At 60.2% G+C, this 17689-nt stretch carries 15 protein-coding genes and 1 riboswitch; of the genes, 8 read left to right on the top strand and 7 right to left on the bottom strand.

What is annotated here, in order from left to right; all coding sequences use genetic code 11:
- Nucleotides 1-27: 27 nt before the first annotated feature.
- The 4 genes from OIS50_RS17035 to OIS50_RS17020 all read right to left on the bottom strand — a co-directional run bounded on the left by OIS50_RS17035 (nucleotide 28) and on the right by OIS50_RS17020 (nucleotide 5864).
- On the bottom strand, nucleotides 28-2436 hold the full coding sequence (locus OIS50_RS17035; RefSeq protein ID WP_264691836.1) for a 3-hydroxyacyl-CoA dehydrogenase/enoyl-CoA hydratase family protein: 2409 nt from the start codon (nucleotides 2434-2436) through the stop codon (nucleotides 28-30).
- A 65-nt stretch (nucleotides 2437-2501) separates the two neighbouring features.
- Entirely contained in the window at nucleotides 2502-2978 is a 477-nt protein-coding gene (locus OIS50_RS17030) for a MarR family winged helix-turn-helix transcriptional regulator (RefSeq protein WP_264691835.1), read from the bottom strand.
- Nucleotides 2979-3123: 145 nt separating this feature from the next.
- Nucleotides 3124-3960, bottom strand: coding sequence for a carboxypeptidase-like regulatory domain-containing protein (locus OIS50_RS17025; protein ID WP_264691833.1), 837 nt, complete (start codon nucleotides 3958-3960; stop codon nucleotides 3124-3126).
- 122 nt (nucleotides 3961-4082) lie between these two features.
- Nucleotides 4083-5864 carry an AMP-dependent synthetase/ligase gene (locus tag OIS50_RS17020; RefSeq protein ID WP_264691832.1) on the bottom strand — a complete coding sequence of 594 codons (1782 nt, stop codon included), beginning with the start codon at nucleotides 5862-5864 and terminating at the stop codon, nucleotides 4083-4085.
- Between the two features lie 155 nt (nucleotides 5865-6019).
- On the opposite strand from OIS50_RS17020, the gene OIS50_RS17015 reads away from it, so the two are divergent.
- From OIS50_RS17015 to OIS50_RS17000, 4 genes are all read left to right on the top strand, one after another.
- Nucleotides 6020-7162 carry a formimidoylglutamase gene (locus OIS50_RS17015; protein WP_264691831.1) on the top strand — a complete coding sequence of 381 codons (1143 nt, stop codon included), beginning with the start codon at nucleotides 6020-6022 and terminating at the stop codon, nucleotides 7160-7162.
- 11 nt (nucleotides 7163-7173) lie between these two features.
- Nucleotides 7174-7470, top strand: coding sequence for a cytochrome b5 domain-containing protein (locus tag OIS50_RS17010; protein WP_264691830.1), 297 nt, complete (start codon nucleotides 7174-7176; stop codon nucleotides 7468-7470).
- Nucleotides 7471-7557: 87 nt separating this feature from the next.
- Nucleotides 7558-8364 carry an N-acetylmuramic acid 6-phosphate etherase gene (murQ, locus tag OIS50_RS17005; RefSeq protein WP_264691829.1) on the top strand — a complete coding sequence of 269 codons (807 nt, stop codon included), beginning with the start codon at nucleotides 7558-7560 and terminating at the stop codon, nucleotides 8362-8364.
- 161 nt (nucleotides 8365-8525) lie between these two features.
- The gene (locus OIS50_RS17000) at nucleotides 8526-9095 is read left to right on the top strand and encodes a hypothetical protein (protein ID WP_264691828.1); all 570 of its coding nucleotides are present in this window, start codon (nucleotides 8526-8528) and stop codon (nucleotides 9093-9095) included.
- Between the two features lie 96 nt (nucleotides 9096-9191).
- Here OIS50_RS17000 and OIS50_RS16995 read toward each other — a convergent pair whose 3' ends face one another.
- The 3 genes from OIS50_RS16995 to era all read right to left on the bottom strand — a co-directional run bounded on the left by OIS50_RS16995 (nucleotide 9192) and on the right by era (nucleotide 12082).
- Nucleotides 9192-9449, bottom strand: coding sequence for a hypothetical protein (locus OIS50_RS16995; protein ID WP_264691827.1), 258 nt, complete (start codon nucleotides 9447-9449; stop codon nucleotides 9192-9194).
- Between the two features lie 172 nt (nucleotides 9450-9621).
- On the bottom strand, nucleotides 9622-10944 hold the full coding sequence (gene der, locus OIS50_RS16990; protein WP_264691826.1) for a ribosome biogenesis GTPase Der: 1323 nt from the start codon (nucleotides 10942-10944) through the stop codon (nucleotides 9622-9624).
- Nucleotides 10945-11182: 238 nt separating this feature from the next.
- Complete coding sequence (gene era / locus OIS50_RS16985; protein ID WP_264691825.1) at nucleotides 11183-12082, bottom strand: GTPase Era; 900 nt, start codon at nucleotides 12080-12082, stop codon at nucleotides 11183-11185.
- A gap of 552 nt (nucleotides 12083-12634) precedes the next feature.
- On the opposite strand from era, the gene hemH reads away from it, so the two are divergent.
- The 4 genes from hemH to OIS50_RS16965 all read left to right on the top strand — a co-directional run bounded on the left by hemH (nucleotide 12635) and on the right by OIS50_RS16965 (nucleotide 17513).
- Nucleotides 12635-13681, top strand: a complete 1047-nt coding sequence (gene hemH, locus OIS50_RS16980; RefSeq protein ID WP_264691824.1) for a ferrochelatase — start codon at nucleotides 12635-12637, stop codon at nucleotides 13679-13681.
- A gap of 200 nt (nucleotides 13682-13881) precedes the next feature.
- Nucleotides 13882-13974: riboswitch (SAM riboswitch) on the top strand.
- A gap of 311 nt (nucleotides 13975-14285) precedes the next feature.
- Nucleotides 14286-15065, top strand: a complete 780-nt coding sequence (locus tag OIS50_RS16975; protein WP_264691823.1) for a phosphoadenylyl-sulfate reductase — start codon at nucleotides 14286-14288, stop codon at nucleotides 15063-15065.
- Nucleotides 15066-15258: 193 nt separating this feature from the next.
- Nucleotides 15259-16173: a sulfate adenylyltransferase subunit CysD gene (gene cysD / locus OIS50_RS16970; protein ID WP_264691822.1), complete on the top strand. Its 915-nt coding sequence runs from the start codon at nucleotides 15259-15261 to the stop codon at nucleotides 16171-16173.
- Nucleotides 16174-16274: 101 nt separating this feature from the next.
- The gene (locus OIS50_RS16965) at nucleotides 16275-17513 is read left to right on the top strand and encodes a sulfate adenylyltransferase subunit 1 (protein WP_264691821.1); all 1239 of its coding nucleotides are present in this window, start codon (nucleotides 16275-16277) and stop codon (nucleotides 17511-17513) included.
- The last annotated feature ends 176 nt before the right edge of the window (nucleotides 17514-17689 follow it).

Genomic DNA, 17689 nt, shown 5'->3' with positions numbered 1-17689 from the left:
ATTTGAGGAGGGGAACTAGTCTTAGCCCTAGTTGCGCAGCGGCTTGCCCGTCGTGAGAATCGACTGAATTCTTTCCAGCGTCTTCCGCTCGCCTGTCAGGCTCAGGAAGGCTTCGCGCTCCAGGTCCAGCAGGTACTGCTCGCTTACCTCGGTGTGGGCGCTCAGGTCGCCGCCGCACATTACGTAAGCCAGCTTCTCGGCAATTTTCTGGTCGTGGGCCGAGATGTAGCGGCCTTCCTTCATGGCGTACACGCCGGTCAGGAACATGCCCAGGGCGTTTTTGCCGTGCACCTTGATGTTGGTCTTGGGCGTGGGCATGGTGTAGCCCGCATCGGCCAGATCGATAACGGCCTGCTTGGCCGCCATGATGGCGCGGTTGCTGTTCACTACCACTTCGTCGCCGCGGCGCATGAAGCCCAGGTCGAACGCCTCCTGGGCCGACGTGGACACCTTGGCCATGGAGATGGTCACGAAGGTGTTGCGCAGTAGGTTCAGCTCCGGCTCGCCTTCCTCGTACTTGGCCGCCGTGCGCAGCACCATTTCCTTGGTGCCACCGCCGGCCGGAATCAGGCCTACGCCAAATTCCACCAGGCCCATGTACGTTTCGGCCGCGGCTACCACCTTGTCGGCATGCAGGTTCAGCTCGCAGCCGCCGCCCAGCGTGAGGCCGTGCGGGACGCCCACTACGGGAATGCTGCTGTAGCGCATTCGCATCATGGCCTGCTGAAACTGGGCAATCATCATGTTAATCTCGTCGTAGTCCTGCTCCAGGGCGTACATGTACACCAGCCCTAGGTTGGCACCCGCCGAGAAGTTGGGCGCATCGTTGCCTACTACCAGACCACGGAAGTCCTTTTCGGCCAACTCCACGCCCTTCAGTAACCCCTGAATTACATCAGTGCCCAGAGTGTTCATCTTGGAGTGGAACTCCACGTTCAGGATGCCATCGCCGAGGTCGATAACCGACGCACCGGAGTTTTTCCACAGCACCTTGCCGCTGGCGCGCAGGTTGTCGAGGATGATGAAGTTCTCGACGCCCGGAATAGCCTTGTAGCTCTTCGATTCGGCATCGTAGTACTGCTTTACGCCCGCCGCGTCTACCTTATAGAAAGTAGTGTTGCCGGCGGCCAGCATCTCCTCTACCCACGGGGCCAGCTGCTTACCGTTGGCCTTTACCAGCTCCACACCGGCTTGCACACCTAGGGCATCCCAGGTCTCGAACGGCCCCATTTCCCAGCCGAAGCCGGCACGCAGCGCGTCGTCGATTTTGTACAGCGCGTCGGTGATTTCCGGAATGCGGTTCGACACGTAGGCGAACAGCCCGGCAAACGACTGGCGGTAGAACTCGCCCGCTTTGTCCTTGCCCGCAGCCAGCACCTTGAAGCGGTCGGCCAGCTTATCAATAGCCTTGGTGGTTTCCAGCGTGGCAAACTTCACCTTGGCGCTGGGCTTGTACTCCAGCGTAGCGAGGTCGAGTGCCTGAATTTCCGACTTGCCGCCTTCGCCGCGTACTTTCTTGTAGAAGCCCTGACCGGTTTTGTCACCCAGCCACTTGTTCTCGCCCATTTTCCGCAGGAAGTCGGGCAGCTGGAACGCGTCTTTGGCTTCGTCGTTGGGCAGGTTTTGCGCCAGGCCGTTGGCTACGTTGATGAGCGTATCCAAGCCTACCACATCAGAAGTGCGGAAGGTAGCCGACTTGGCGTGGCCGATAACCGGCCCCGTCAGCTTATCCACCTCCTCTACCGTCAGGCCGAGCTTCTGCATTACCTGCAGCACGTCCATGATGGCGAATACGCCCACGCGGTTGGCGATGAACGCCGGGGTGTCTTTGGCCAGTACGGTCGTTTTGCCTAGGTACAGGTCGCCGTAGTGCATCAGGAAATCCACCACCGACTGGTCCGTATCGGGCGTCGGGATGATTTCCAGCAGCTTCAGGTAGCGCGGCGGGTTGAAGAAGTGCGTACCGCAGAAGTGGCGCTTGAAATCGTCGGAGCGGCCTTCCGTCATCAAATGAATCGGAATGCCCGAGGTGTTCGAGGTGATGAGCGTGCCGGGCTTGCGGAACTGCTCTACGCGGTCGAACAGGCTCTTCTTGATGTCGAGGCGCTCTACTACTACCTCAATGGTCCAGTCGCAGGTGGCAATTTCCTTGAGGTTGTCGTCGAAGTTGCCGGTTTTGATGCGGCTCACATCCTGCTTGCGGTACAGCGGCGAGGGGTTGGCCTTCACGGCGGCTTCCAGCGAGCTGTTCACGATGCGGTTGCGCACCAGCGGCGAGTCGAGCGTGAGGCCTTTCTTCTCCTCGTCGGGCGTCAGCTCGCGGGGCACGATGTCGAGCAGCAGCACTTGCACGCCAATGTTGGCGAAGTGAGCCGCAATGCGCGAACCCATTACGCCGGAGCCCAGCACGGCTACTTTCTTGATGGTACGATTCATTCTTTCAGGGAATGCGTGAATGAGTGAATGGTTGAGCACGATCCGCTGCTACCTAGGCGCCGCGGTTAAGCTTTTTTATCCGTTTTGAGCGGCTTCACCTTGAAGCCCTCGAAAATGCTTTTGCTGTCGATCAGGCCGTTGATCTGGCCTACCACGCGGAAGAACACCTCCAGCTGGTCGGTTGGTACTTTCTCGCGGATCTTCTGGTTGAACTGCCGCACCGTTTGGCGCGACACCTCTTTCTTGCGCAGGCCTTCTTCGGTGAGGAAAATGCGCACCGAGCGTTTGTCCTGCTGGTCGGCCTGCTTATAGATAAGGCCCTTCTCCTCCATGGAGCGCAGAATGCGTGTGAGCGAGCGGGTTTCGAGGCCCAGCAGCGGGGCAATCTTGGTGGCCGGCGTGCCCTGCTCCTGATCAATGTTCAGGAGCACGAAGCCGATGCTCGTGGTGATGTCGTGTTTGGCCGCCTGCACATTATACATGCGCGAAATGGCGTGCCACGCCACCTTGATATTGTAGTCTACGGTTTCCTCGGGTTTCATGTAAGCGGAGCCCGGCAAGCACCTGAGCCTGGGTAAACGTACAAATAATTTTGTTATGCAAGCATACTAGTTTGCCATAAAAAAGTTGGGCAGGCCGCTTCGGGTAACGAAGCCGGCCTGCCCCGAGTTGTGGCTGCCGCGCCACCTAGGGCAGCACAAAATCGACGCGCCCGGGATTGGGGTTTAGGTTGGCCTCCACGCGCTGAATACGGCCCGTAACCGGGTCGAGCGAGTACGGCACGAAGTATGTAGCCTCGCGCCCGATGCCGCCCCACTGCACGTCCTTCGGGGATCCATACACGGCCACGTACACCCGGTCGCCTTTGGCAAAGCCCAGCTGGCGCAGCTCGTTGTCGTAGAAAGCGAGGCGGAAGCGGCCCGTGCCCGGGGTAGCCGGCGAAGTCACGTCGGCCAACTGGCTGTATTGGGTGGCTTGCAGGTAGCTGGTGTTGCTCACGTCGGCCGTTTTGCCCACGTATAGCCGGATGGCGTACTTCTTGGGCGCGGGGTACAGCTGGGCGTTGTAGGCCACGGTGCACTCGTAAGCGGCCACCTCGCTGGCCAGCGAATACGGGGTTTTGCCCACGCTCTTCAGGTCGGTAACGCGCGTGGAGCTTTGCTCGCTCAGCAGCACCGGCGGCATGGTGCGCGGCACCAGGTCGGTAATGTTGGCTTCGTAGCGCATGGTGCCCAGGCCAGGGCGGCTCAGGTTCAGCACGTGCCGGCCTAGGGGTACGTTGTCCAGCAGGTAGGCGCCGTTGGCATCGGTAGTGGCCCGGATGGCAGTGCCCTCCAGGGTTACCAACACGCCGGCCTTGCTCAGGGGCTGCAGTTGCTCGTCTTCGGTTTGCACCACGCCCGCAATGCTGGTAGTGGTAGCGGCCACCGGGGGCGTGGGGTCTTGGCGTTTGCTGCCGCAGCCCGCGGCAAGCAGGCCAACACCCAGCAGCCAAACGGCCGGATATCTGTAGAAAGGATTCATTTTAAACGGAATTGGCGTGTGTAATATTACTGACGGCGGCAGCAAGCCTGTGCCTGGGTGCGCCACGGCCCGGCTGCCACCTAGGGCAACCGGGCCGCGGTACTGCCAGCCAGGGCGCGGGCTTAGCGCACGGCTTCCACCTGATACAAGCTGTCGATGATATCCTTATAGTTGTTGCTGATGATCTTGCGCTTCACCTTCATAGTGGGCGTCAGCTCGCCGCTTTCCACCGTCCATTGGGCGGGCAGCAGCACCTCCTTCTTCACCTGCTCCCACTGCGCAAAGCCTTGGTTGTACTTGCCCACCAGCTCGTGGTACATGGCGCGTACTTTCTCGTTGCGGATCATGTCCTCGTTCGAGCCGCTGCAATCTACACTGTGGCGCTGGCACCACTTCTTCAGCTCGTCGAACGAGGGTACCAGCAGCACGGCCGGGAACTTCTGCCCGTCGCCCACGACCATGGCCTGCTCGATGAGCGGGGACTCCTTGAGCTTGTTTTCGATGACCTGCGGGGCCACGTACTTGCCGCCCGAGGTCTTGAACATCTCCTTCTTGCGGTCGGTGATTTTGAGGAAGCGCCCGTTGACGAACTCGCCGATGTCGCCCGTGTGGAACCAGCCCTCCTGGTCAATCACCTCCGCCGTCAGGTCGGGCCGGTTGTAGTAGCCCTTCATCACCGACGGCGACTTGGTCAGAATCTCCCCGTCGGGCGCAATCCGTACTTCGGTGTTGTCGATGAGCGGGCCCACGCAGCCAATCTTGTTGTTTTCGGGCTCGAAACCGTTCACGGCAATTACCGGCGAGGTTTCCGTCAGGCCGTAGCCCTCCATCACCCGAATGCCAGCGGCCCAGAACACCCGCGCCAAGCGCGGTTGCAGCGCGCCACCCCCCGATACGATGCAGCGGATGTTGCCACCTAGGGCCTCCTGCCACTTCGAGAAGATAAGCTTGCGCGCCAGCTTCAGCTGCGAGTTGTAGAAGAAGCCTTTGTCCTCCTGCGTATCGAACTCCAGGCCTAGGTTGAGGGCCCAGAAGAACAGGTTTTTCTTCACGCCCGACAGCTCGTAGCCCTTGGCCACGATCTTGTCGTACACTTTTTCGAGCAGGCGCGGCACCGTGGTAAAGATGTTGGGCTTTACCTCGCGCAGGTTGTCGGCAATGGTTTCCATGCTCTCGGCGTAGTAAATGCTCACGCCGTTGATCATGTAGAGGTAAGTAACCATGCGCTCGAAAATGTGGCAGAGCGGCAGGAAGCTCAGGGCTTTATCGTCCTTCGTAACCGGCACCGAAGCCTGCGAGTTGCGGCAGTTGCTCAGGATGTTGTCGTGCGAGAGCATTACGCCCTTGGGCTTGCCCGTGGTGCCCGAGGTGTAAATGAGCGTCAGCAGGTCGTCGGGCTGCACGGCGGCTTTCATGCGCTCCAGCTCGGCCTTGTCGCCGCCCTTACCTAGGGCCAACAGGTCGTCGAAGTGGCGGGCACCGGGCACGCGGTCGTAGGTAAAGATGCAGTCGTCGGAAATATCGAGCCCCGCGGTAGCCTGCTTCACCTTATCGTAGAGCTCCTGGTTGGATACCACCACGGCCTTCACGCCGGCATCGGCAAAAATGTAGGCGTAATCCTCCACCGTAATGGTGGGGTACATGGGCACCGTAACGGCGCCGAGCTGCGAAATGCCGAAGTCGGTCATCAGCCACTCGGGGCGGTTCATCGAGATGATGGCGACTTTGTCGTCTTTCCCGATGCCGAGTTTCCGCAGGCCAAAGCTCACCAGCTCGGCGTTGTCGAAAACCTGTTGCGTGCTGAACGGCTGCCAGTTGCCGCTTTGCTTGGCGGCGAGGCAATCAGCTTTCGGAAAGTTTTTCAGCTGATGCGGCAGAATATCGAAGGTGCGGCGAACGTCCATAAGGAGTAAAGGTCGGGAGGGAATTCTTCCTGAAATAAATACATTTTTTGGCTCAAACGCTATTAACGGCCGTTAATCCGGGTGTTTGCGGCAGGGTTTTTCAGTAGCTTTGACACCAGCGGCCTTGGGCGCGCTGGCGCGGCTGCACTGTTGTTATGAATCTGGCCCTGTTTTTCGACCCGCTCGCCGACGAAGCCTCCGCATGGGGCAGCACCACGCTGGGCGCGCACGCGGCCCGCTTCGTTGATACCTTCCCCGACTGGCGCTCCGCCGACCTTGCTCTGATTGGCCTAAACGAGTGGCGCGGCAGCGCGGCCGGCCAACCCGCCGCCGCCGCGCCCGATGCCGTGCGCCAGCGCTTTTACCAGCTGCAGCGCGGCACCGGCCCCTGCCGCCTCGTCGACCTAGGGAACCTGCGCAACGGCCTCACCCTCGAAGACACGTACCTGCGCCTGCGCGAGATTGTGGCGGCCCTGCTCGAACACAACACCGTGCCCATTTTGCTCGGCGGCTCGCACGACCTCGACATCGGCCAGTTTCTGGCCTACGAAACCCTCGACCGCCCCGTGAGCCTCTCCTGCGTGGATGCCCGCGTGGACATGGTGGAGGAAGCCGGCGCCCACGCCGAAGACACGCACCTGCGCCGCATCCTCATGCACGAGCCCAACTTTCTGTTCAACTTCGGGCAGTTGGGGCATCAGCAGTATTTGGTGCCTACCTCGGTACTGGCCGCCCTCGAGAAGCTGCACTTCGAAACCCTGCGCCTAGGTGAAATCAGGGCCGATGTGCGCCAGGCCGAGCCGCTGCTGCGCCAGGCCGATATGGTAAGCTTCGACCTCACGGCCCTGCGCTGGCCGGAGTTTCCGGGGTACCTGCCGGCTTCGCCGTTTGGCCTCACGGCCGAGGAGGCAGCGCAGCTGTGCTGGTACGCCGGCCACAACGACCAGCTCACCAGCATCGGGCTTTACGGCTACCGCCCCGACCACGACCTGCTGGGCCTGGGTGCTGCCACCGCCGCCACCATGCTGTGGTACTTTGTGGAAGGCTATTACCACCGCCGCAACGAAACCGACTTCACCAGCCGCCGCTTTATTCGCTACGCCGTGGGCCTGCCCGGCAACCCGGCCAAACTGGTGTTCTACAAGGCCAAACGCACCGAAAAGTGGTGGATGGAGGTAGAAAGCCTCGCCGATAGCACGGTGCGGCGTATTGTGCCCTGCAGCTACCAGGACTACCTGCGCGCTGCCCAGGGCGACCTGCCCAACCGCTGGATTCTGACCCAAGCCCTGCTGGGATAATTATCAATTAATTGAACACGCACATCCCCGCTACGGCCGATGGCACCCCTGTTTCGGAGCTGCCCGAGTACTCGGTGCATCAGCTGGCCCTGCGCAACGGGCAAGACCGCGACGAAATCTGGTTTGCCTACCACGGGCTGATTTACGACGTAACCCGCTCGCGCCTCTGGAGCCGCGGGCACCACTACGAGCACTGGGCCGGGCAAGATTTAACTGCCGAGCTTGACCAAGATGCGCCGCACACCGTAAATGTGCTCGACAAGTTTTACGTAGTAGGACGGCTGAAGCCTGCCCCGCCCAAATCCTAGGTAGGCACCCGACCTGGCCGCGTGCTAGCGGCTGATGCTTGTGTTCCTTTGCACCCGTTTCCTACCCCATTTTACCCCTCCCCACCCGTGAGTACTACCGAAAGCGCCTCGCAGTTCGATAACCTCGAAACGCAGCCTACCGCCCAGCTGCTGGCCAACATCAACCAGCTCGACCACACGGTACCGCAAGCGGTTGAAAAGGCTTTGCCGCAGATTGAGCAACTCGTGGAGGCTACCGTGCGCAGCCTGCAAGCGGGTGGGCGGTTGTTTTATATCGGGGCCGGCACGAGCGGCCGCCTAGGTATTCTCGATGCCTCGGAGTGCCCGCCCACGTTCGGGGTGCCGCACGGCCTGGTAGTAGGCCTTATTGCCGGCGGCGACACCGCCATTCGCAAAGCCGTGGAAAACGCCGAAGACGACTTTGAGCAAGCCTGGCGCGATTTGCAGGAGCACAACATCACCAGCAACGACATTGTGGTGGGCATTGCGGCTTCGGGCCGCACGCCCTACGTAATTGGCGGTTTGGAGCGCGCTCGGCAACATGGGCTTGCCACGGGCTGCGTGGTGTGCAACGCGGGTTCGCGCGTGGCCGCGGTAGCCGACTTTCCGGTGGAGGTTGTCACCGGCCCCGAGTTCGTAACGGGCAGCACCCGCATGAAAGCCGGTACCGCCCAGAAGCTGGTGCTCAACATGCTCACCACCGCCACCATGATTCGCCTAGGTCGGGTGAAGGGCAATAAGATGGTAGACATGCAGCTAACCAACGCCAAGCTCGTGGACCGCGGCGAACGAATGCTGATGGACGAGCTCGGCATCGACCAAAGCCACGCGGCCGAGCTGCTGCAGCTGCACGGCTCGGTGCGGGCAGCGCTAGCGGCGCACAGCGGACACTAAGCATCTCTTGGACCTTATCTATTGCTGAGCACGCTCTATTGGGCGTGCTCAGTTGTTTTAGGGGCTTTTCGGGGTTGAGAGGGGAACACTAAACCGGTCCGGACGTTTCTACCCTAACAACCGGTTTGCCGCTGCCCCTTACCCTCCGCAACCTCTGCCTTATGCATACCATCGAACCCCATTACGCCTGGATGGAGCAATACTCGGCCTCGGAAGATCCTAGGTCGCCGCTGTTCGGGGCCGAAAACAGCCTCGATAACTACGTTAATACCATTTACGGCTACTTCATTCATCCGCAGTGGGACGACATGGAGTCTGACACGCTGTTTCTGAAGATTCTGTTCGTGGATTACGAGCAGGGCGTGGCCATTATCGAGTTTATTGGCGAATGGAACGACGCCATTGAGAACGATATCATGCAGCTCAAGCGCCAGATCATCGACCCGATGGTGCACGAGGGCATCCACCGCTACATCCTCATCGGCGAAAACGTGTTCAACTTCCACGGCTCCGACGACTCCTACTACGAAGAGTGGTTTGAGGACGTGGAAGACGGCTGGATTGCCGCCATCAACTTTCAGGAACACGTGGCGCGCGAGATGCGCCAGTACAACATCGACTCCTACATCAACTTCGGCGGCCAGCTCGACGAGTTGGCCTGGCGCACCTACGCGCCCAAAAAGCTGATGAGCGTGGTAGAGAACCTGCTGCAGCGCCGCCTGGGCGCCTAGCCCTAGGTGCTGCAACTGCCCACAAACAACAAGAGCGCCCCGTTGCCGGAGCGCTCTTGTTGTTTGTGCCTGCCCGCAGGCAGCGCACGGCAGTAATTACTGCTGGGTGGTGGTAGCACCAGCGGCCGGAGCCGTGGTAGCACCTTCAGCAGCAGGAGCCTCTTCGATAGCTTCAGCCTGAGCCTCGCCAGCTTCGCGGGTCGAGTCAGCAGCTTCTTCCATTTTGTCGGCAGTAGCTTCAGCACCAGCCTCTACGTTTTCGGCGGTTTGCTCAGCAGCTTGCTCGGTTTTGCTTTCGCACGAAGCGAAGGTGAACGAAGCAGCAGCCAGAGCGAGGAACAGAACCTTTTTCATGGTAATTGTTAGGTGAAAAGTGGTGGAGTTGAAAATCTTGACTAGCGAAGCCACCAAGTAGCGTTGGTAGCTTCTGCCCCTTTATACATCACCCTTCCGGAGGTAACCTCTGCCTCCTCAAAAAAAATCGGGCGGACCTAGGAAAAGGCCCGCCCGACGCTGCTAAAGCAAATTATTTTTTGCGGTACACGATGCCGATGGGCACCCCCGTGAAGTCGAAATGCTCGCGCAGGCGGTTCTCGAGGTAACGCGTGTACGACTCTTTCACGTACTGCGGCAGGTTGCAGAAGAACGCAAACACCGGGTTGTGCGTGGGCAGCTGCGTTACGTACTTGATGCGCACCATTTTACCCTTGGTGGTGGGCGGCGGGTACGCTTCGATTTCGCGCAGCATCACCTCGTTCAGCTCCGAGGTGGGCACCTTCTTGCGCTTGTTGGCATACACCTCCATCGCGGTTTCGATGGCCTTGTGCACGCGCTGCTTGGTAACGGCCGAGGTGAAGACGATGGGCGGGTAGCTGATGGGCTTGATGCGCTCGTAAATCTGGTCTTCGAACTCCTTGGCCGTGTTGGTTTCCTTGTTCTCGATCAGGTCCCACTTGTTCACCAGAATCACGATGCCCTTGCGGTTTCGGTCGGCCAGGCCGATGATGTTCACGTCCTGGGCTTCAATGCCGCGGGTAGCGTCGAGCATCACAATCACCACGTCCGACTCTTCCATCGCGCGCAGCGAACGGAGGTTGGAGTAGAACTCGATGTCTTCGTCAACGCGGGCTTTGCGGCGCAAACCGGCCGTGTCAATCACGATAAACTCGTTGCCGAAGGCGTTGTAGCGCGTGTGAATGGCGTCGCGGGTGGTGCCGGCAATGTCCGTCACGATGCTGCGCTCCTCACCCAGAAGCACGTTCACGAACGACGATTTGCCCACGTTGGGGCGGCCCATCACCGAAATGCGCGGAATACCTTCGTCGGGGTTTTCCACACCTTCTTCCTCGAAGTGGCTAACCACGGCATCGAGCAGCTCCCCCGTACCGCCGCCCGATTGCGAGCTGATGGGGAAGATGTCGCCGGTGCCGATACCCAGGGCGTAAAACTCGCCGGCGGCCTGAAAGCGGGCCGTGGTATCGGCCTTATTGGCCACCAGGTAAATGGGTTTTTTGCCATCGTAGCGGCGCAGCACGTTGGCAAACTCCTCGTCGAGGGGGTGCAGGCCAGCGTCTACGTCCACCATGAACAGGACCACGTCGGCCTCGTCGATGGCCAGCTTCACCTGCTTGCGGATGCCTTCCTCAAACACGTCGTCGGAGCCCACTACGTAGCCCCCGGTGTCGATAACGGTGAAGTACTTGCCGGTCCACTCGCCGTTGCCGTAATGCCGGTCGCGCGTTACGCCCGACTGGTTGTCCATGATGGCCTTACGTTCACCGACCAGGCGGTTGAACAGCGTGGACTTGCCCACGTTCGGGCGGCCCACAATTGCAATGGTATTTCTCATTGTGCTGACCCCAGCCGTCGGTCCGACCAATTCCGCCAGTGCCCGGGGTAGTTAAGTTGATGTGAGGTCGGGATACTTTTACGACTAGAGCTAAGATTAGAATTAGCTCCCCTCCTCAGATGAGGAGGGGTTGGGGGTGGTTGACCTGTCGTTAAACGGTTACTAGATCTAGCTTCTAGTTCTTCAACCACCCCCAACCCCTCCTCATCTGAGGAGGGGAGCTAGCTCTAGTTTCGTTCTACTCCGGCTTGTACCCGAAGCGGTTGAGCATCTTCGGGTCGGTGCGCCAGTTTTCGTTGACTTTGACGTGCAGCTCGAGGAACACTTTTTTCTGGAAAAACTTCTCCATTTCCTCGCGGGCCCAGGTGCCTACTTTCTTCAGCGCCGCGCCGCCCTGCCCAATGATGATGCCTTTTTGGGAAGCACGCTCGGTGAAGATGATACCGCGGACGCGAATGATGGCGTCGTCTTCCTTAAACTCCTCAATCATGACTTCCGTGCTGTAAGGCACTTCTTTCTTGTAGAGCTTGAAGATTTTCTCGCGAATCATTTCCGAAGCAAAAAAGCGCTCCGGCTTGTCGGTCAGCTCGTCTTTGGGGTAGAAAGCCTCATGCTCGGGCAGGCGGTCGAGGATGTGGTTAAAGACCTGCTCGGTGTTGAAGGCGTTGAGGGCCGAAATGGGGATGATTTCGGCGGCGTTGGGCATTTGCTCGCGCCAGTACGCCATTTTGGCCTCTACTTCTTCCTGCGTCGCCTGGTCGATTTTGTTGATCAGCAGCAGCACCGGCACTTCCGAGCGGCGCAGGCGCTCCACCACGGGCTCCTCGTCGTGCTTCTCGTAGATGTCCGTCACGAACAGGATCACGTCGGCGTCTTCCAACGACGAGTACACGAACGACATCATGGCCGATTGGAGCTCGTACTTCGGCTGAATGATGCCGGGCGTATCGGAGTATACCAGCTGAAAGTCAGGGCCGTTCAGGATGCCCAGAATGCGGTGGCGCGTGGTTTGGGCCTTGCTGGTAATAATGCTGAGCCGCTCGCCCACCAGCACATTCATCAACGTCGACTTGCCCACGTTGGGCTTGCCGATGATGCTCACGAAGCCGGCTCGGTGCGGTTTGGGTTCAGTAGTCACGATGGTGGTAATGCGTTAAGGGGCACAAAGGTACGGCTTTATGCGCGCTCAAGCTGCATAGCCTGAATAATAGGCGCTTACGGTTAAAAGTACCTTTTGGGCAATGCCGCGCCCGAATGTTAATGCCACGGTATGCTGGCTCCTGTTACCGCTTGCCCAAGCCAGCACCTAGGCTCGCCTGCCTTCACTACACCACGCCGGTTACCATCGCCCTTTTCCGACCTCGCTGCCACGTGCTTCGGCCCTGCCGCTACGCCCCCGGCCATTGGTACCGCCTGGCTCGCGCACAACCGCGCCGCTGTTCCGCCCGACAATTGTTACCAGCGCTACACCAAAACGTTGCTGGCAAGGCCCTAGGTGCTGACGAACCGTTACCTCTGTCATCACCTGGCGTATGGTCTTTCAGCGGATGCCGGCTATTTCGTGGATATAAATCAGGGCGTACTGAGCCGGTGCCGCAGCTGCGGCGCAAACTTTGGGGCCCGTACCTTTGTATGGCATCTGTCGGCACCGCTTTCCTTTGTTACCGGCGGTGTGCGCTACCTCTCTTTTATGCCCTCTACCCCTGCCTCTACCCAAGGCCGCATCGGTGTCCTGCTCGTGAACCTGGGCACCCCCGATTCGCCCCGCACGCCGGATGTACGCCGTTACCTCAACGAGTTCCTGACCGATGCTCGCGTTATCGACATGCCCGCGGCTGTGCGCTACCCGCTGTTTCAGGGCTTGGTGGTGCCGCTGCGCGCGCCCAAGTCGGCCAAAATTTACCAGCAGCTCTGGGATGAGCGCGGCTCCCCGCTGCTCTACCACGGCCTCGATCTGAAAAAGCTGGTGCAGGAAAAGCTCGGCAAAGACTACCTCGTGGCCTTCGGCATGCGCTACCAGAATCCCAGCATCGAATCGGCGCTGGAGGAGCTGCGCGAAGCAGCCGTGGAGCGCATCATCGTGCTGCCGCTGTTTCCGCAGTACGCCGCGGCTAGCACGGGCTCGGTGCAGGAAAAGGTGATGGACATCGTAAGCAAATGGTGGGTGGTGCCCAGCATCAGCTTCATCAGCACCTTCGCCGACGACCCCGGCTTCATTGCCACCTTCGGGGCCCTGGGCAAGGCCGAGATGGAAAAGCACGACTACGACCACGTGGTGTTCAGCTACCACGGCATTCCGGAGCGCCACGTGCTTAAGGGCAGCCACAAAGGCTATTGCAAGCTGGGCACCTGCTGCAACCACTACAATAAAAATAACCGCTACTGCTACCGCGCGCAGTGCTTTGCCACCTCGCGCCTGCTGGCCGAGGCCCTGGGTTTGCGCGACGACCAGTACACCGTGTGCTTCCAGAGCCGCCTGCAAAGCCGCCTGCGCGACCCGTGGCTGCAGCCCTACGCCGACGAGGTCCTGAAGGAGATGCCGGCCAAGGGCTACAAGAACGTGCTGGCCTTCAGCCCCGCCTTCGTGGCCGACTGCCTCGAAACCACCATCGAGGTAGGCGAAGAGTTTAAGGAAATGTTTGAGGAAGCCGGCGGCAACCACTGGCAATTGGTGCCGAGCTGCAATACCCACCCCATTTGGGTTGATGCCGTGGTGGATATGGTGCGCCGGAATTAATCAGCGCCTGCTATTTGAATTGCGCATTAGGGCCGTGCTTGAATTAATTGTTCAAGCACGGCCCTAAGCTTTTTAATACAAACTGGGTTTAGGCGAATTGGTATTGTCAAGACACAAAGCTTTGGGGCCAGCTCAAGAAAAAATTTGCAATTCCAAAATTTGTGTTGCTACCTTTGCTCCATCAATTCTTCCCAGGATTGTTTTTATACAGAGGCGTGGAGAGACAGGCTCCGTGAAGCGCCGGCAACCCTCCGGATCATCCGGAACGGTGCCAATTCCTGACCATATAAAAACAACGTACGCCGTGAACCTCATCATCACACCCCGCGCTACCTCCGCTGCTCTGCAGCCGGGCCTTTTCGGCTCCAACAGCCTGTGCTGTTGTTGCCTGGCTATGCGCCGCGCGTGTTGTTGAGGCTTTTACATCCTCCCCTGCCCGCTTGCCGGAACGCCAACGCCTAGGCTCCTACCGCAGGAGCACGCCCTAGGTCCGTTTGGTTTGGCCGCTTGAGCTCAACTCGCCGCCTACCCCTCCGGCTCCCTTTCTTTTTGTCTTATCAGACCTGGTTTTTCTTCGGAGAAACCGGTCGTAGCCCTGCTGCGCATGTCGACTTTAATCGATGCACAGGTGGCGCAAATTCGTCAGCAATTAATTGGGGCTGATGCGTTGGATACCCTGCGCCTAATTGCCACTGAATTTACCGGTAAAGCCGCTTTTTCTACCTCTTTTGGATTGGAAGATCAGGTAATCGCGCACCTGATTTTTGCCCACGATTTACCCATTGAGGTATTTACCCTCGACACAGGTCGTAATTTTCAGGAAACGTATGCTACCTGGAGCAAAACCGTGCTCAAATACGGCAAAACCATCCGGACCTACTACCCCAACCACGAGCAGGTAGCCGCCCTGGTAGAGCGCCAGGGCCCGAATGGTTTCTACGAAAGCGTGGATGCCCGCAAGGCCTGCTGCAACGTGCGCAAAGTGGAGCCGCTGAGCCGTGCGCTGGCCGGCAAAGAAGCCTGGGTTACGGGCATTCGGGCCGAGCAATCGGCCACCCGCACCGGCATGCAGATAGCCGAGTTCGATGCTACCTACCAGCTGCTGAAGGTGAATCCGCTGCTCGACTGGACCTGGGAGCAGACCTGGGCCTTTATCCGCGAGTACAGCATTCCGCATAACCCCCTGCACCTGCAAGGCTTCGTGAGCATTGGCTGCGCGCCGTGCACCCGGGCCGTGAAGCCCGGCGAAGACTTCCGGGCCGGCCGCTGGTGGTGGGAAGATCAGTCGGCGAAGGAGTGCGGCCTGCACGCCTCACCCCCCGGCCCCCTCTCCGGGGGAGAGGGGGAGCCAATTGGCAGCAACGTCGCTGTGCTTACTACTTAATTGCTGGCGGCATACATCTGTGCCAGTAATGCGCTACCCTGCTCTTTCTACTTCATGCTCCGGATAATGCCTGCTGACATCAGGCTCCCCCTCTCCCCCGGAGAGGGGGCCGGGGGGTGAGGCCCTGCATTCCCCGCACTTCCTATTCCCTAAAAATTCGGCCCTACAGGCCGAACAGGCACCCCCTTGCCTTATGCCAACGCTCCCTCGTTTAGACTACCTCGATCGGCTCGAAGCCGAAGCCATCCACATCCTGCGCGAAGTGGCCGGGCAGTTTCAGCGCCCCGCGCTGCTGTTCTCGGGCGGCAAAGACTCCATCGCGCTGGTGCGCCTTGCCCAAAAGGCCTTCCGGCCTGGCAAGTTTCCGTTCCCGCTCGTGCACATCGACACGGGCCACAACTTCCCGGAAGTACTGGAGTTTCGCGACTCACTGGCTGCCGAACTAGGCGAGCAGCTGATTGTGCGCCGCGTGGAGGACACCATTCAGCAGCGCGGCCTGCGCGAGCCGGGCGGCAAGTTTCCGAGCCGCAACGCCCTGCAGACTTACACGCTACTGGATACCATCGAGGAGTTTGGCTTTGATGCCTGCATCGGCGGCGCCCGCCGCGACGAGGAAAAGGCCCGCGCCAAGGAGCGTATCTTCTCGGTGCGCGACGAGTTCGGCCAGTGGGACCCGCGCCGCCAGCGCCCCGAGCTCTGGAATATCTACAACGGCCAGATTCAGCCCGGCGAAAACGTGCGCGTGTTTCCCATTTCGAACTGGACCGAGCTGGACGTGTGGAACTACATCCAGCGCGAGAACATCCAGCTGCCTAGCATCTACTTCGCCCACGAGCGCCGCTGCGTGGTGCTGCCCTCGGGCCAGCTGCTGGCCGTAACGGAGCACCTCTCACTCGATGCCTCCGACGAGCTGACTACCCGCCAGGTACGCTTCCGCACCGTGGGCGATGCTACCTGCACCGCCGCCGTGGAAAGCGACGCCAGCACCCTTGCGGCCATTATCGAAGACATTCTGCAGGCCAAAGTGAGCGAGCGGGGCGCTACCCGCCTCGACGACCGGATTTCGGAAACCGGCATGGAGGACCGCAAGCGCAACGGCTATTTCTAATCAGGGGTGATGAGGTGACAAGCAACACGTGACCCGGCGAGCAAAGCCGGATTCGTCACCTACCTGTCACCTGTTACCTGTCACTTGTCACCTAGGACACCATGGACTTACTTCGATTCATCACCTGCGGCAGCGTCGACGACGGCAAAAGCACCCTGATTGGCCGCTTGCTCTACGACAGCGACGCCGTGTCGCTCGATGTGCTGGCTGCGCTGGAGGAGCAAAACCGCACTTCCGCCGCCGGTACTGTTGACCTGGCCCTGCTCACCGATGGCCTGCGCGCCGAGCGCGAACAAGGCATTACCATCGACGTGGCGCACAAGTACTTCACCACGCCGCGCCGCAAGTTTATCATCACCGATACGCCCGGCCACGTGCAGTACACCCGCAACATGGTGACGGGCGCTTCGAACGCCGATTTGGCCATTGTGCTGGTGGATGCCCGCCAGGGCGTGGTGGAACAAACGCGCCGCCACACCATTGTATCGGCCCTGCTTGGTATCAAGCGCTTCGTGCTGGCCGTGAACAAGATCGACCTGGTGGGCTACTCCGAGGCCGTGTTCCGCGACATCGTGGCCGATTACGCCGCCGTGGCGGCGCAGCTGGGCATCAAGCACGTTGTGAACATCCCCATCAGCGCCCTGCACGGCGACAACGTGGTGCGCGCGTCGGCCAACCTAGGCTGGTACAAAGGCCCGAACCTGCTGGAGTACCTAGAGACGGTTGCGGTAGCGCCTGATACCACGCACGAAGCCGCTCGCTTTCAGGTGCAGTACGTCATCCGGCCGCAGAGCGCGGAGCTGCCCGACTACCGCGGCTATGCCGGCCGCATCCAGAGCGGGGTGTACCGCCGCGGCCAACAAGTGGTGGTGCTGCCCGCCGGCATCGAGACGACGCTCGAAGCCATTGAAATAAATCAGCAAGAGGTAGAGGTAGCCGTGGCGCCGCAAGGTGTGGTGCTGCGCCTCGCCGACGACGTGGACGTAAGCCGCGGCGACGCCATTGTGCCCGCCGACCAAGCGCCCGAGCCTACTCGCGAACTGGAAGCTACGCTGTGCTGGATGGAAGACCGCCCGCTACGCGCCGGCCGCAAGCTGCTGGTGCAGCACCACGCTGCCAAAACCAAAGCCGTGGTACAAGCCATCCTGGGCAAAACCAACATCCAAAGCTTCGCCCAGGAAGACACCGAGGAAGCCAAGCTGAACGACATCGTGCGCGTCCGGCTGAAAACGGCCGCGCCGCTGGCTGCCGATGCTTACGGCCAGAACCGCACCACTGGCGCCTTCATCCTGCTCGACGAGCAAACCGGCGCCACCCTGGCCGCGGGCCTCATTGAGTAACAGCCTCACCCCCCCGCCCCCTCTCCAAAGGGAGAGGGGGAGCCTCACGTCAGCAACGACTTCGAGAATTCCTGCATCGAACCCGACTCGGGCTTCTACTGCACTCAACTCATTGACCCCATAAACGCCCACGCCACCTAGGCTCCCCCTCTCCCTCGGAGAGGGGGCCGGGGGTG

Source organism: Hymenobacter sp. YIM 151858-1, from assembly GCF_025979705.1.
Taxonomy (GTDB): domain Bacteria; phylum Bacteroidota; class Bacteroidia; order Cytophagales; family Hymenobacteraceae; genus Solirubrum.
This window is presented reverse-complemented; position numbering and strand designations above follow the sequence as displayed.